Raw genomic sequence first — 15,492 nt, 5'->3', positions numbered from 1 at the left:
CCGGGTTCGCCGGTTCGACGAGGTCGCAAATAAAGCCGGACAAGTCTCCCGGGATCTAGCTCAGAGACGAACCCGACCCGCTTCGCGGCACGGCTTCTCACCGTTTGGGAAGTCACGAGACTATCTGCCGAGATCCTCATTTGGTCTCAACTGGGGCGGGTGCGAGGAAGGCGCTCACTAACGGTGATAGCGGAGGTCGTCTAGCTTTCGGCCAGGGCTAGATGAGGATCGTGCGGCCAACCTATCGTCGCAGTGGGCCCCACCTCGCTAACGGACTGGCGCTCCTCTGCAAGGGCGCCGCGCAGTTCCCCGACCGTACTTGCTCGTTTGCATGTTGGACCTTGCACTAGCTTGATTTGGATGGCGTCCAGTTTACGATCGCCCCGCGCAAGCCGTCCGGAATCCGATATGACTCCTGCGCCGCAGGGAATGCTCCGCTACGGACATCGGCTGCCCAGCGCGAGAGGCCCTCCCGCAGCAGCTGATGGCCCTCTACATAGACACGCACGAATTTTGGATAATGGCTTCCTGCGAGCCCCAACACGTCGTGGAACACTAGAACTTGGCCTGAGCAACTTGGACCCGCTCCGATCCCAATCGTTGGTATGGTCAGAGATTCAGTCGCTCGGGCAGCGAGCTCAGCCGGGATACCTTCGAGGACAAGAGCAAAGCATCCCGCCTGCTGTAGCTGGTGCGCATCGTCAAGCAGACGTAGGGCATCGTCCGCGTTTCGACCTTGTACCTTGAAGCCACCCATTGCGTTAACGCTTTGTGGCGTGAGACCAAGATGGCCCATCACGGGAATTTCGCAATTCACCAAGGCTCGGATCATCTCGACACGCTTACCCCCTCCTTCAAGCTTCACGGCGTCGGCGCCACGCTGCAGGAAGCCTCCAGCATTGCGTATCGTGTCGTCGGGACTGAGATGAAAGCTAAGAAACGGCATGTCAGCTACAAGCATGGCCCGAGGCCTTGTCCGCGCGACCGCCTCCAGGTGGTGATTCATCATCGCCATGCTGACCGGTAAGGTGTCATCAAACCCAAGGCATACGTTGCCGACGCTATCGCCAACTAGAATGACGTCGACCACAGGATCGGCGATACGTGCCGTTACCGCATTATAAGCCGTGGTCATGACGATGGCACGCCTTTCCTCTTTGAATCGCTGCAGAACTGGAATCGTGACACGCACAACTGACAGCTGCGAAATGTGACTCATGTCGATCTGATCCGGCCGCGCATGTTTCTGGAAATGGCCTTCCCTTGGAAGAGCAAATGGCCTCTGTCAATAGGGAGGTCGAAAAGGCGCGTCACTGAGAAGTTGGAAAGCACAAAGCTTCCAATGATTGCGCGATCAGCAAACAAACTCTTCCAAGATGTTCCTCCGCGATGTGATCCTGGGACTCCACCATCCAAACATTCTGCGACTCAAAACGGCGGCCGGGAGACGATGCACGCAAGCGGCAGAGGCTCGACGATAAAGGCCGCGGGATTTCCGTTCCGACATGCTGACTCAAGCGCATCAAGCGTCGCCTGCTCACAACCGCTCGCAGGGAACGGGATTGAGGTCACGTCGAACAGGAAAGGGCCGTACGCCGCGTTGAAGACACCGCGGGCACCAACTGACGTCGCCCGAAGGTGTCGCCATGATAGGAGTGTTGCATGACAACGATGCGTGTTCGCTGTTGCCTATATTGTGCCAATAGCCGAATGCCATCTTCAAGGCGAAGAGTAGAGAACATGTCCGACGCCTCGGGGTGCGACGTTCAAAAGGATTCGAGCGCCCTCTTCAGCCGGATCGTCCGTGTAGCCGGCGAAAATGATTTGGGTCAGCTTGCCGGCCTGTTCTTCTGAATCGCGCTCACGATTTGCGGATGGCAATGGCCGTGAGTGAGGACCCACCAGGATGAGATTTCAATTTTGATTCGATGGGCGCAGTGTAGAGATAAGCACCGTCGCCACGCACAACTTGGGTCATTTGGTTGTCAAGGGCATGCTGCGTGAATGGATGCCAACTTGGCCACCTCTTGTTTGGCATCAAGGCTTGAAATCGCCGGGGATAAACGAGCCCTTGAAGACAGCCTGCAGACTGTCTGCCGTCAGGGGAGAAATCCAGGGCAGCCGTCCTAACCAACGCACCCGCGTGATGTCACAAATTGCGCTCTCAGTTTCAGAATTTCTTTCCCCGATGAATGCGATCCCAAGAAGTTCGATCTGGCGCTTTCGCAAGGCTTCTATCGACAGCAGAGAGTGATTGATGGTTCCGAGTTGCGTGCGGGCGCAGAGCACGACGGGAAGCCGCCAACGCTCGAGGACGTCGATGTAAAGTGCGCTAGAATTCAGCGGCACCATTAGCCCGCCGACGCCTTCGATGACGAGCGGTCGCTCGCCGGTATCCGGCACCACGAGCGAATCGGGATCGATGCGAATTGCGTCTATTTCGGCGGAATGATACGGGGAAGCGGGTGTTCTAAGGCGGTAACGCTCCGGAATGATCCGATCGGCCGACAGACCGCCCAGTCGTGCGACCAGCTGGCTATCGGTCTCTCCTTCAAGACCGGCCTGAATTGGTTTCCAATAATTCGCGCCGAGGATATGGGCAAGGCCTGCCGAAAAGACAGTTTTTCCGATCCCAGTATCTGTGCCGGTCACCACGATCCGCTGGCTCATCGAGATCCGCCCATCGTCTCCACAGTGAGCGCATCGAGCATCGCACGTCCCTCATGCTCTCCGACGTTGAGAGTCAGTAAACTTCTTAAACAAGCCGTGCTGGCCGGCACCGTTTGCGGTCTCATTCCTCGGATGTCAAATCCGCGAGCGTGTGGCGCGGAGGATAGCCTCATGGCGCGGGCATTCTCGGCAACGAAATAGGGCAGGATCTGCGAGTTCGAAGGACTCCCCTCGCCTCGCGCAACCATCTCCAGATGCGTGAACGCGACAAGCTTCGCCAGGCGCTGTTGGCGCTCCGCCTCCTTCTCCAGGATCAACAGAGCCTCCCGTACGGCCAACGCCATTAACGGCGAAGGGGCGGTCGCGAAAATGAACGGGCAACAGCACTTGATTAAGAAGTCGCGCAGCACGCCAGAGGCGGTGACAAGCGCGCCGGCAGCTCCCAGCGCCTTGCCGCAACGATGAACAACGAGGAGATTTGTGCGTCCTTCATAGGGCGCCGTGAGCCCTCGTCCCTGCTCGCTGCAAACACCGCTGGCATGCACCTCGCCCACAACCAAGAACGCATCGTGCCGGTCCGCGATCGTGAGCAAATCTTCAAGCGGTGCCAAATCGCTATCCATGCTGTAGAGGCTCTCGACTACGATCCAGACCTGCCCCGCTCCGCCCGCGGCACCAGTCGCGACTCTCGCTCTCGATAGCCTGCGGGTCCTTATGGGCGCAGATTCTGAAAGCGGCTCGGCCAGCTCGCGCCTCTTCACGAGGACTGGCGTGAACCAGAGACTCAAGGACAGGCAGGTCGTTGCGGCGCCATTGTCAGCACTGGAAGACTTGCGAAATAGGGACCGCCGAGGAAGAGCGCGGTCTGCGCCCCGAAGAACCGCGCGGCTTCTGCCTCGAGGCATTTGTGCTCCTCGCAGTTGCCGCGCAGAAGCCGTGATCCGCCCGCTCCGGTCAGAATGGCCTTTTTCATGCGCGCGCGCCCGCCAGGGCAAGATAATCGCTTGATGAAAAGTCGGTCCCGATGCGCGGCATGAAACCGCGCAGGCGATCGTCTTCTTTAAGCGCATCCAAACCTGCCACATAGCTGGCCGATTTAGCGGCAATGACGGAACTCATTCTTCACTCGCTGAGCAACGATGGACGCCGCAAAACTTGAACTGGCGGCGAAGAACAGGGCCTTCCCGCGTTGGCTGTGTGAATTCAAACCGGCAGGAGGCGATTTTCTCGATCAACCAGCACAATGCGCGGCTTGAAGATTTTTGCATCCTCCTCGTCAAATGACGCGTATGCGACGATACTTATCTTATCTCCGGGCATCGCCAGTCGGGCCGCCGCACCGTTCACGTCTACGGTGCCGGATCCTTGTGGCGCTTCTGTCACAAACGTTGCAAAGCGTGCCCCCGTCTCAAGATTGTAGAGTTCGACGCGCTCGTTGATCAGGATACCGGCCGCGTCCAGCAGCCCGCGATCAATCGAGATCGAGCCTTCATAGTGCAGGTCGGCTTCAGTTACCGAGGCGCAATGAATCGTTCCCTTCATCAAGACAATCTGCATTATTCACCTACGCTGATCGCTTGCGCGCAGCACCTCTATTTGTTTGACAACCTAAGCGAAGTCCACGTTGTTCGGCGTCGGCGAGCCGTGCGGCTTGCTTTGGCGTGAGCATGCCGAGCGTTACGCACGTCTCCACGACAACACGTTTAATGGCGGCAATCGTGTCGCAGGCCTGATCGAGATCGCGGTCCTTTGGACTGCGCCAGGCCGCGGCCATGCAGAAGCGAGTCGCCCCGGCGGCCTTGGCGTGCTGCGCGGCGGCGACCATATCCGCGCGATCCATCAAGCGAGTCGCCTTCAGGCCAGTGTCGTAGTCGTAATGCACGCCCTTGCCGCAGTAGGCGCAGTCTTCAGGACAACCTCCGGTCTTGACGCTGAGCAAGCTTGCGCTTTCGACGTGGTTTGGATCGAAATTGTCGCGATGAACGGTCCGGCTGTGAAATGGGAGGTCGGCAAATGGCAGCGCGCAAAGCTCTCCCGCCTCGGCACGTTCCCAGTCGCGGCGGACCGGCGTGCCGTTGCGGCCGCTATTGCCTTCGACTTCCACAGCCCCCCAAGACTTTCGCTCAATCATATGGACGACACCATCGTGCGTAGCTCTGCAGAGCAACACTCTTGCCCGGTATTAAACGAGAATTATCGCCGAGTTGCGCCTGGATGGTGCTCATATCAGGCTCATAGCCGCTTCTCACGCAGGATTTCCTCGCAGCATCGAGGAACGCGCAACAACACTCCTCGGCGCCCCTCACTCAGGCAACTAGCCGATGCGTACCGTGGTTGCGCTCCATAGGCTCCTTTCCTGTTACTAATGTGTTTGGCCGCGCGCCATGTATAACGGATCCACGGACCTGCTCTATTCGTCCCCCGGCCGATTCCTCGCTGGTGTGGTTATGCACGTCGCATTCCGCACAATAAACGGTATTCGGACGAGCCGCTTGTGCGAGCGCTGCCTCGCGCCGCCTTCAGAAGCGCAGCGCGTTGGCTCTGGGGCGCAGAGTGGTGACCCGCACGCCCTTGGCGGGCCTGTGCACCACTAGGTCACCTAGGCTCCATCGACGGTGTGCTCGCCGCCTGTAGGAGCAGCAGAATACTTTGCCGCCGCTCGACTTAAGCACCGACGCGGCGGAATCCGTTATGAGACCGCACTCGTCCGTCCAAACAGCGTTACCGCTTGAGATGCCCGAGCCCGACGATGCCCGCGGAGGCTGCCGGTGGCATCGGAATGACCTGACGTATCGGCCTCCAGAGATGCAGCCAACAGCAACTATTGTTGACATACTGCGAGCGAGGAGGTTGCAGCTGCATCACGCATTCCTCCTGATCCCAAACAGGTCTTTGACGAGACACATTTCGTCCCAGCTTGGAGATCGCCGTCGCGCCGACACCGAGACATGCTCCCATCCCGGACGGACGACGAAGCCGATAATCTTGAGGTGACAGCCACAAGGCCTCTGCACAAAGAAGTGAGCGGAAGGACCAGAACCTGGTGCGGTGGCGAATCGGCCATCGCCGACGCGCCCTGCCTCGAGTCTTTCTACAATTTGCCCCTCACGCGTTCCAGCTTGCTTCAGCCGATAGAGTTGACGCCGGCACCGCTCGTGTCCTCCGACCGATATATCGAGCGGTTGCCACCCCGGCATGGGCAGTCCCAAATACTCCTGATCATCTGCACGGAACTTATCTGGATGAAGAACATCGGCTCTGTCCGGAATCGTCCACCGGAGAGTTCTGTTGTGGTTGGTCTTGATTGTCGCTTGGATTTTCTCGTCATGCGTGACTTCGTCGCGAACCTGCCTCATGCAGACGATCCGCGCAGACGTCTACGTGGTTTCGCTACGCAAGCCTGCCAGCAGGAGCTTCTGCTCGCCGCTTCGCTTGAATAAGCCGCAGCGTTATGGCGTTGAGCTATCCGTGTTTGGTCCAAGATGCCAGAGCTCGACTGAAACGCCTCACAGCCAAAATGGCGGCGGAAGCCAATTCGCGTGGCGTGATCCGGCGAACCGGTTACTTTGTCACCCAAGACACGTCGCCGGCTACAGCAGATGATGCACAGCGACGCACAATGCTTAGCCAGTTCGTCGAGCGAGAGGCTTGTATTTTCGCTCGTGCGACGATCAGGCGGTGGACCTTCATCTCATTCCTTCCCATGTCCAGCGGTTAGCCAGCTTGCCGCCTGAGACACCGTCAATACGTCATCTAAGTGGCCGGCCCCTGACTCACAAGCGTTCACGGCCAGAGGCTCGGACGCGCCGACCGCACTTTTGAGCAGCCTCGCTCATGGGCGTTACCGATCAGGGCGTTTGCCTAAAGCCGTCCGACGGCGAGGCTCCACTGCGATCACAACGCCTAGACGTTCGATGCAACCGTTCGCTCCGGCGGTGATCAGAACTGCCCGTCAACCTCATTTCTTTGCCGCTTCTCCGCGAGGCGAGCCAGCTTATCATATTCCTTAGCGACCTTGAGGAGCCTGCGTCTGGACGTGTCGCCCTTGATCGACTCGGCTTTTACTCGTGTCGCTTCCGCACGGCGTCGCCAATGTTTGGCGTCTGAGAATGGCTTCTTCTGCTTCATGCAAAAGACGATGCAATGTTTAGATCAAGAAAATGCGACACATGCCCTACGTAAGATCCCGTAGGCTGGCTTTCGCAAAAGCACCTCATTTGCCGTCACTTGCCGGCCGCTCTGTCAATGTCTGAGATGCGACAAGCCGCTCGCAATAAACGCAAGCGCGTTGAGTAAGCTTCATGCGGTCCTCTTGGTTGAGAACGCGCGCTTGAAAACACCAATGATAGTGGAGATTGGACTCATTGGTGGTCGCGTCAGATCCCGCGCAAAATGCGAGACTCTCGACATAAGTGCTTGAATCGAACGTAGCGTCAGATTGTAATGTCTTCAATGCAGCTGGCGACCGCGCCTGGCCGTCAACGGCTTCCGGGCGACCAATTGGGAGCGTGTCATTTGGAGCTCAGATTGCAGAACGCCCTCGATGCCTCGAAACGCCTCAGTGAGGTAGCCTCGGCGAGTCATTGCAATATCTTGCGATGAAACGGGGAGTGCAGGAGAACCGAATGCTAAGATCGGAGCAGCATCGCCGCGTGACGATTGCCCGATTTGAGATATTGCTCATGGCGGAGGTCGCCCTCCGGAGATCAGCGCTTCGCTGCTCAGAGTGGAATGGAAGTTGGAGGCGGTACAGGTGGTCGTGCCCCACCTACCGCAAAGCTGCAAATGGTGTGCTCGCGCCGCAACGGAGCAGCTGTAGGCCTAAACGTTGGCACAGTGTTTGGTACGCAGCCTCCTATAGCGACGTCTTCGTCAGTGCCTGGCTGCAATGATTGGGCCATCGCACGAAAGCTGGTCGTACTATGAGCTGGCTCACAGCTTGCTGAGCAATCTCAGGAGGGTTCAGGCCTTAGAGATTTACCAACGCCGCCTCGATATACGCATCGAAAGCTCAAGGGGCCCGGCTGCATGCCTGCCTCATTCGGGGCCCAACGAGCGGCCCTTTCTAGCAGGTCGCATGTCCGAGGCGGCCATCTTATGGCCTGCCTCGTCACGCGAGTTGAGCAGGCAGAGACAGTGGAACGGCTTTTCGGTCCCGACGGGTCGCTTACCACCTGTCCGCGCCGCAATTCCACTGGTCGCACCCAAGCAATGGAGCGACGCCCGACGAAGGCGAACGAAACCCGCCGGATTACAAACTTTCGTATAGTTCTTCAAAACCGTTTCTATGTGGAACGTTTACCTCCGCACAGTTGAGCGATCGATGCGATGTCTATACACGTCCAGAATTCGGTGCTTCGAGAGCGTGACGCTTCCGCATCGGAGACCGACGCGATTAAAGGTCGTCGATCGCGGGACGACATTAACATGCGCAGAGAAAAGATTTGTCAAACCAAGCGAGCAAACAGCGGGTCGCTCTAATCACCGGCGTGACTGGACAGGACGGCGCCTATCTTGCCGAACATCTGCTGTCGCTCGGCTATGTCGTGCACGGCGTCAAGCGGCGCTCGTCCTCGTTTAACACCGCGCGCGTCGACCATCTCTACCAGGACCCGCATGTCGGCAATGTGCCGTTCCTGATGCACTACGGCGACATGACGGACTCGACTAATCTGATCCGCCTGGTGCAACAGATCCGGCCGACCGAGATCTACAATCTGGCGGCCCAAAGCAACGTCGCCGTCAGCTTCGAAAGCCCGGAATACACCGCCAACGCCGACGGCGTCGGCGTGCTGCGGCTCCTGGAAGCAATCCGCATCCTCGGCATGGAAAAGGAGACGCGGTTTTATCAAGCTTCGACCTCCGAGCTCTATGGCCTAGTGCAGGAGGTCCCGCAGAAGGAGACCACGCCGTTCTATCCGCGCTCGCCTTATGGCGTCGCAAAACTCTATGGCTACTGGATCACGGTGAACTACCGCGAAGCCTACGGCATGTTCGCCAGCAACGGCATCCTGTTCAACCATGAGAGCCCAATTCGCGGCGAAACATTTGTCACCCGCAAGATCACCCGCGGCGTCGCCCGCATCGAGGTTGGACTTGAGGAGACGCTCTATCTCGGCAATCTCTCTGCCAAGCGCGACTGGGGCCACGCCAGGGATTACATCGAGGGCATGCACATGATCCTGCAGGCGGACAAGCCCGACGATTTCGTGCTCGCCACCGGCGAGACGCGCTCGGTACGGGAGATGGTCGAGCTGTCGTTTGCGCAAATCGGCCGCCGCATCGAATGGCGGGGCCAAGGCGTCGACGAGACCGGCGTCGATGCCAAGAGCGGCAAGACCGTGGTGAAGATCGACCCGACCTATTTCCGCCCCACCGAGGTCGATCTCCTCGTCGGCGATGCCACCAAGGCACGCGAGGTGCTCGGCTGGACACCGAAGCGGAGTTTTGCGGAACTCGTCGCCGAGATGGTGGCGAGCGATCTCGCGGAGGCAAACCGGGATGCGGCCAATGGCAAACGCACCGTTTGAGCTCAACGGCAAGAGCGTTTACGTCGCCGGCCATCGCGGCATGGTCGGCAGCGCGCTCGTGCGCCGGCTCGCGCGAGAGGATGTGAAGCTCTTGACGGTGGACCGGAGCGAGGTCGACCTCTGCAACCAGGCCGCCGTGGTCGATTGGTTTGCGAGGACGCGGCCGCAAGTCGTGTTCCTTGCCGCTGCAAAAGTCGGCGGCATCGTCGCCAATGCCACGCTGCGCGCCAAGTTCATTTACGACAACATCGCGATCGCGGCCAATGTGATCCACGCCGCGCATCAAAACGGTGCCGAGAAGCTGATGTTCCTCGGTTCGTCCTGCATCTATCCGAAGCTGGCCGCCCAACCGCTACGCGAGGACTCCGTGCTGACCGGCCCGTTGGAACCGACCAACGAGCCCTATGCGATTGCCAAGATCGCCGGCATCAAAATGGTGGAGGCCTATCGCAGCCAATATGGCAGCGACTTCATCAGCGTGATGCCGACCAATCTCTACGGCCCCGGCGACAATTATCATCCCGAATACAGCCACGTGGTCGCGGCCCTGATCCGGCGCTTCCATGAGGCAAAGGTTTCGGGCGCAAGAAGCGTCGTAGTCTGGGGCACCGGCACGCCGCGGCGCGAGTTCCTCTATGTCGACGACATGGCCGATGCCTGCGTGCATTTGATGAAGACCTATTCGAGCGCGGAGCTGATCAACATCGGCACCGGCGAGGACATCACCATTGCCGAGTTTGCCCGCATCGTCGCCGAAGTCGTCGGCTACATCGGCGAGATCAGTTTCGATACCTCCCGGCCCGACGGCACGCCGCGCAAGCTGCTCGACGTCAGCCGTCTCGCGAGCCTCGGCTGGCGCGCGAGGACATGGCTCACACATGGAATGCGGCAGGCCTACCAGGCCTTCTTGGCTGCATCGGCTACATCGGACAAAAAGGAGAGAACCATGCAGCTGCTAGCCGCTGATGGCGCTCATTGTTCGGTTCCCAGAAAGTTGCTGTAGGATCTTCCGGCGAATTCGACAGGGCTCCACGCGTTACTTGGAGCTCGCGCACCGCCGGGTGACGCGTGCCCCGATGGAGGGGCAGGCACGGGCTAGACTGGCCCATAGTTAGAGCGAGCGAATTGGTCAGGCGCGCCTTGCGGCACGCTCTGTTTGAACTTGAGGTAAACTGATTAGCATGTGCGGGATTGTCGGCATCTTGGGGCGCGGTCCGGTCGCGGATCGACTCATCGATTCACTTAAGCGACTGGAATATCGCGGCTACGACTCAGCAGGCATCGGAACGCTCAAAGAAAATTATATCGAGCTTCGGCGTGCCGAGGGCAAGCTGAGGAACCTTGAGACACGCGTTCGCCGCCATCCACTCTCAGGCCATGCCGGGATTGGGCACACGCGCTGGGCTACCCATGGCAAGCCGACCGAGCATAATGCTCATCCCCATGCAACGGACAATGTTGCAGTCGTCCACAACGGCATTATCGAGAATTTCCGCGAACTGCGCGCGGAGCTGAAACAGCATGGCGCCTATTTCGCCTCTGAAACAGACACCGAGGTGGTGGCGCATCTTATCGATTCATATCTGAAAAATGGCTGCTCGCCGCAGGACGCAGTAAAAGCGTCGCTGCCGCGGCTAGTGGGGGCGTTTGCGCTTGCAATCCTGTTCAAGGGACAACACGACCTCATGATCGGCGCGCGGAAGGGCTCACCGCTTGCGATCGGCCATGGCGAAGGCGAAATGTATCTCGGATCGGATGCTATCGCGCTCGCGCACCTTACCGACTTGATCACCTACCTTGAGGACGGCGATTGGGCTGTGCTCAACCGCAACTTCGCCGTGGTTTACGACGCACAAGGCACAGTCGCCCGCCGGGAGGTGGTGAAATCTGCCACGTCGTCGGTTCTCGTCGACAAAGCAGACTACCGCCACTTCATGGCGAAGGAAATCCACGAACAGCCAGAGGTGATCGGGCAGACGCTAGCGCACTACGTGGATATCGCGAACGAGAGCGTCGCACTGCCGCAGGAGCTTCCGTTCGATTTCAATGCGATCGGACATATCTCGATCACGGCTTGCGGTACGGCAGGATATGCTGGCCATATCGCCAAATACTGGTTCGAGCGGCTGGCTCGTATTCCGGTCGAGCTCGATGTCGCGTCCGAGTTTCGCTATCGCGAGGCACCGATGCGCCGGGGAGATCTTGCTATCTTCATCTCGCAGTCCGGCGAGACGGCCGATACGCTGGCTGCCCTCCGCTACGCCAAGTCTCAAGGCCTGCATACGCTCTCGATCGTGAACGTTCTGGGTTCTACCATTGCGCGCGAAAGCGGGACAGTGTTGCAGACACTCGCCGGACCTGAAATCGGCGTTGCCTCGACCAAGGCGTTCACATGCCAGCTTGTCGTCCTGGCGGCGCTTGCGGTCGCTGCGGGCAAGGCGCGGGGTGAATTGTCGGAGAGCGACGAGGTCGATCTCGTGCGAGCGCTGATCGCAATTCCCCGGCTGGTTACAGGGGCGCTTGCCAGCGAGCCGCAGATCGAGAAGCTCGCACGCGACATCGCCAAATCGCGTGACGTGCTATATCTTGGTCGCGGCACGTCGTTTCCACTGGCGCTGGAAGGGGCCCTGAAGCTGAAGGAAATCTCCTATATTCACGCCGCGGGCTATGCGGCCGGAGAGCTAAAGCACGGCCCCATCGCCTTGGTCGACGAGAGCGTTCCCGTAATCGTCATCGCTCCTTGCGACCGGCTCTTCGAAAAGACCATCTCGAACATGCAGGAGGTCGCCGCACGCGGCGGCAAGATTATCTTGATAACGGACGCTAGCGGAGCCGCGGAGGTGTCCATGGATACACTCGCGACGATCGTGCTGCCGGAGATGGGGACGACATTTACGCCCATTGTCTATGCGATTCCGGTGCAGCTCCTGGCCTATCACACGGCCAACTTGATGGGCACAGACGTCGACCAACCGCGAAATCTTGCGAAATCGGTTACCGTCGAATAAGCTAAGGTGACGCCAACTGGAATCGGCCTGGGTCAGATGCGATGCCGAAGGCGCGCAAAGCCCCGGCATATCTCATCATGATGTGCCGCCTAGCTCCAGGCCCGACGCCCTCGCCGCGTATTCGGTTGTGCCGGTCCATGGTCGGGAAGCCTGGGACTCATGCGCAAAAGGCTAATCAGGTTCGGGGCTGGCGCGTCTTCCCGCAAACAAGGCGTCGGATCCGTCAGGCGCTTACGGGTGGGCCGATAGTGCCTGATGGCAGATTCGCGGCCATGAAACTGCACTCGGCTGGCGTGAGATTTTCTGATTTTCTCGGAACCGGCCAATTCAAACCGAGAGGAACCTGGTCCTGTCTCCAGCGTCCATTGCGCACCGGTCAAATGCCAAATCGCACATTGGCGCGATCTTACGTGCGAGGAGCGGCAACTTTTTCGGGCACTTCGACTTCTTCTTGTTCGGGTTCTACGCGAGTGCCATCGAAAACGCGTTCTTTTCCATCAGGAAGCGAAACGGCTTCACTGCTTAACACCTTCGGTGTGTTCTGGCTCGGTGCCTTGATGCGATCTGTTGGCGCGATTGACCAGATTGGCCTTCGGCAAGGCCTGATCATTACGCCTTCGATCATGGCGATTGGCACCATCATCATCGCCTTTTCCCGCTATGCGACGCTCGGCATTGCCGCACCCGTGATGGCGCCGTTCGGACAGCTGTTGCAGCGCTTTTCTGCCGGCGTGGAGGCTGGCGGCGTTTCCGTCTACCTCTCCGAGATTGCCACAACGGGAAGCCGCGGTTTTGACACTCGTTTCAGTCCTCGAGCGAGCAGGTTGCTTCTTTGACCGCGGCTCTCATCGGATATTTTTTTGAGCGAAGCACTTCCGGCCGAAATGGTTTCTGCCTGGGGCTGGCGGATCCCGCTCTTCCTTTGGCTATTTAATCGTTCCACTATTTTCATCCTGCACAGGAAGCTGGAGGAAACACCGGAGTTTCTGGTCATGAAGCACCACCCAACGGCCCGCGAGGTCTTCGCCTCCACAGTTGCGAGCTGCCGCACAGTCATTCTCGGCATGATGATCGCGATGCTGACGAGCACGACCTTCTATTTCGTCAAAGTGCACACGCCTACGCTCGGCAAGCACGTATTGCAGCTGTCCTCGCAGAACACGCTCTTAGTGACGCTTTTGCTCGTCGCGACGAACTTTATCTGGAACTCAATTGGCGGCGCGATTTCAGACAAAATCGGCCGTAAACCGGCCCTGCTGACGATTGCCGGCCTCGTCTTGGTGACCGAATATCCCGCGTTGCCTCGGCTTGTGACCGAACCAAGCTTTGGCAAGATGCTGGCAGTGGAGATGATGTTCTCATTCTACTTCGGCACCTATAGCGGCGCCATGTTGGCGCTCTGGTCGAAATCGTGCCAAAGCACGTTCGCACAACCTGCTTTTCTTTAGCCTTCGCACTGCCGCAGCTCTCTTAGACACGTTTACGCCGCTCGCATCGACGTGGCTGATCGAGTGGACCGATGATGAGGCGTCCCCCGGTTTCTGGTTGATGTTTGCAGCTTTGCTCGGCATCATCGCCGCACTGACGATCTATCCAGGAAACACCAAGAGAGTTGCGAATCCGTCGCGACGCGAGCGGTCTAACACGGCCCTAACCGCGCAATTTTTCACGTTTTAACATGCGCGCCCACCGGGACGTTGACGGCCCAAAACCGAATTGAACTTGGTGGTGACGGTCCTTGATGATCTTACGGTGGTGCGCGGGCTACTCTGCCGGTCACGGTTCTTCCTATGCGATCTGGGGCCGTATCGGGACGAGCTGGCGATGATGTTGACCGGGAATGGCTGAGCATTATCAGCTAACCTCGATTCCGTCCTGTGGTCGAACCGCGACGATAATGCCCGCACGTTGCAGTCACGTGAAATGCGGCGGATCTCGCGCGAGGGGATAGATCCCTCGCGCGAGCTCCACGCGGTGAATTCAGCGGGCGCTCTATGCGGCTGCCACACAAACTGAACGGGCGCGTCTTCAGGCTCCATGAATTCTCCAGTGAATTTGTGTATCGCAGGTCGCCAAACGTGAGCGTAACCAGACGTCTGGCATGTTGATCCGATACCTGCCTCTCGGCGCTGAGATACGCAAGTTGAATGCTCACCCTTCTTATCGTATTTGGCGCGGAGCGGCCGACAAGATCGATGCGGCCTCGTGCAACCGAGCGACGGGCCCATGCATGACCACGATCCGGCCATCGCCGGCTCCGCTCAATCAGCCGCCACTTCACGCACCGCTAGCTTGCGCAGGTGAGGTACCGCGCGCGAGCTGTGCGAGCTCCGTTTCGAGCATGGGGTTACGATTGAACATGGCGTCGATCAATGCTTGGGCCGGCTGCTCGGCCGCCTCCACCCACGTCGCCTTCTCCGCTCGCGGGGAGGGCGCGAAAACACGTTTGACGACGGTCGGCGACCCCCTCAGACCGCATTTGGCCATGTCATCCACGCCGGCATTTTGGGCGCTCCATTTTACGATTGTGGCACGGGCGGCACGCAACGCATCTATCATTGCACCGCGGCGAATTTGATTGGTTGCCTCTAACATGCTGACGAGACACGGCAGCTTGGAACGCAGCACCTGGACGCCGCCTTCGCAGCGCCGCTCCGCCTCGATCGTGCGTACTTTGAAGTTCAATGCTTTGATTGTGGAAACATAAGTAAGCTGCTGGACTCCGAGCCTCTTTGCAATGCCAGGCCCCACCTGCGCCGTATCGCCGTCGATCGTCTGCTTGCCAGTGAATATGACGTCCGGCGGGGCATATTCCCTTCCGATATTGCGAATCGCGCACGCCAGCGCGTAACTCGTCGCCAGCGTATCGGAGCCCGCGAAGCTACGATCGGTGAGCAGGACCGCGCGATCGGCACCAAATGTCAGTGCCTTTCGGAGAGATTCTTCGGCCGACGGCGGTCCCATTGTGAGGACGGTAATTTCGCCGCCGAACCTATCTCGTAGCTCGAGTGCAGCTTCCAATGCGAAGAGATCATATGGGTTGATGATTGTCGGCACGCCCTGGCGCATGATCGTATTCGTAACAGGGTGCACGCGGATCTGCGCGGAGTCGGGGACCTGTTTGATGCAGACGATGCTGTGCATGTACTTCTCCTAAGATGCTGAGCCGGCTCCCGACGAGCAGCAAATGTCATACCATCCCAGGCATTTCGCCGATGAGGAAGGCATGCAAAGACTGACGGCTGACGGCGAGCCGGTTGTCGCGACTGCGACTGCCTGAGCAT

The 15,492-nt window shown here is 58.9% G+C and carries 8 protein-coding genes and 4 pseudogenes; 4 read left to right on the top strand and 8 right to left on the bottom strand.

Features of this window, described 5'->3' with window-relative positions; all coding sequences use genetic code 11:
* Nucleotides 1-346 precede the first annotated feature (346 nt).
* From panB to ABIC03_RS39350, 7 genes and pseudogenes are all read right to left on the bottom strand, one after another.
* On the bottom strand, nt 347-1,219 hold the full coding sequence (gene panB / locus ABIC03_RS37495) for a 3-methyl-2-oxobutanoate hydroxymethyltransferase (protein WP_354065727.1): 873 nt from the start codon (nt 1,217-1,219) through the stop codon (nt 347-349).
* Between the two features lie 239 nt (nt 1,220-1,458).
* Nucleotides 1,459-2,038, bottom strand: a pseudogene (locus ABIC03_RS37490) (aminotransferase class III-fold pyridoxal phosphate-dependent enzyme); the annotation flags it as partial.
* On the bottom strand, nt 2,038-2,670 hold the full coding sequence (gene bioD, locus ABIC03_RS37485; RefSeq protein ID WP_354065725.1) for a dethiobiotin synthase: 633 nt from the start codon (nt 2,668-2,670) through the stop codon (nt 2,038-2,040). The gene bioD and the pseudogene ABIC03_RS37490, both read right to left, overlap by 1 nt.
* Nucleotides 2,667-3,789, bottom strand: a pseudogene (locus ABIC03_RS37480) (aminotransferase class I/II-fold pyridoxal phosphate-dependent enzyme). Before ABIC03_RS37480 ends, bioD begins: the two are co-directional and overlap by 4 nt.
* A gap of 84 nt (nt 3,790-3,873) precedes the next feature.
* The gene (gene panD / locus ABIC03_RS37475) at nt 3,874-4,227 is read right to left on the bottom strand and encodes an aspartate 1-decarboxylase (protein ID WP_283018418.1); all 354 of its coding nucleotides are present in this window, start codon (nt 4,225-4,227) and stop codon (nt 3,874-3,876) included.
* A gap of 7 nt (nt 4,228-4,234) precedes the next feature.
* A complete protein-coding gene (locus ABIC03_RS37470) occupies nt 4,235-4,801 on the bottom strand; it encodes a radical SAM protein (protein ID WP_354065722.1) in 567 nt (188 codons plus the stop codon).
* 590 nt (nt 4,802-5,391) lie between these two features.
* Nucleotides 5,392-5,576: pseudogene (locus ABIC03_RS39350) on the bottom strand (DUF7694 domain-containing protein).
* A 2,538-nt stretch (nt 5,577-8,114) separates the two neighbouring features.
* Here ABIC03_RS39350 and gmd point away from each other — a divergent pair.
* The 4 genes and pseudogenes from gmd to tcuC all read left to right on the top strand — a co-directional run bounded on the left by gmd (nt 8,115) and on the right by tcuC (nt 13,885).
* Nucleotides 8,115-9,200 (top strand): GDP-mannose 4,6-dehydratase, encoded by a 1,086-nt coding sequence (gene gmd / locus ABIC03_RS37460; RefSeq protein WP_354065718.1) that lies wholly within the window; start codon nt 8,115-8,117, stop codon nt 9,198-9,200.
* Nucleotides 9,172-10,203, top strand: coding sequence for a GDP-L-fucose synthase (fcl, locus tag ABIC03_RS37455; RefSeq protein WP_502917359.1), 1,032 nt, complete (start codon nt 9,172-9,174; stop codon nt 10,201-10,203). Before gmd ends, fcl begins: the two co-directional genes overlap by 29 nt.
* Nucleotides 10,204-10,381: 178 nt before the next feature.
* Nucleotides 10,382-12,208: a glutamine--fructose-6-phosphate transaminase (isomerizing) gene (gene glmS / locus ABIC03_RS37450; protein ID WP_354065714.1), complete on the top strand. Its 1,827-nt coding sequence runs from the start codon at nt 10,382-10,384 to the stop codon at nt 12,206-12,208.
* 349 nt (nt 12,209-12,557) lie between these two features.
* Nucleotides 12,558-13,885, top strand: a pseudogene (gene tcuC / locus ABIC03_RS37445) (tricarballylate/proton symporter TcuC).
* Nucleotides 13,886-14,485: 600 nt separating this feature from the next.
* On the opposite strand, the gene ABIC03_RS37440 reads toward tcuC, so the two are convergent.
* Nucleotides 14,486-15,352, bottom strand: a complete 867-nt coding sequence (locus tag ABIC03_RS37440) for an electron transfer flavoprotein subunit beta/FixA family protein (protein WP_354065712.1) — start codon at nt 15,350-15,352, stop codon at nt 14,486-14,488.
* Between the last annotated feature and the right edge of the window lie 140 nt (nt 15,353-15,492).

The organism is Bradyrhizobium sp. RT6a, assembly GCF_040547675.1.
GTDB lineage: Bacteria > Pseudomonadota > Alphaproteobacteria > Rhizobiales > Xanthobacteraceae > Bradyrhizobium.
This window is presented reverse-complemented; position numbering and strand designations above follow the sequence as displayed.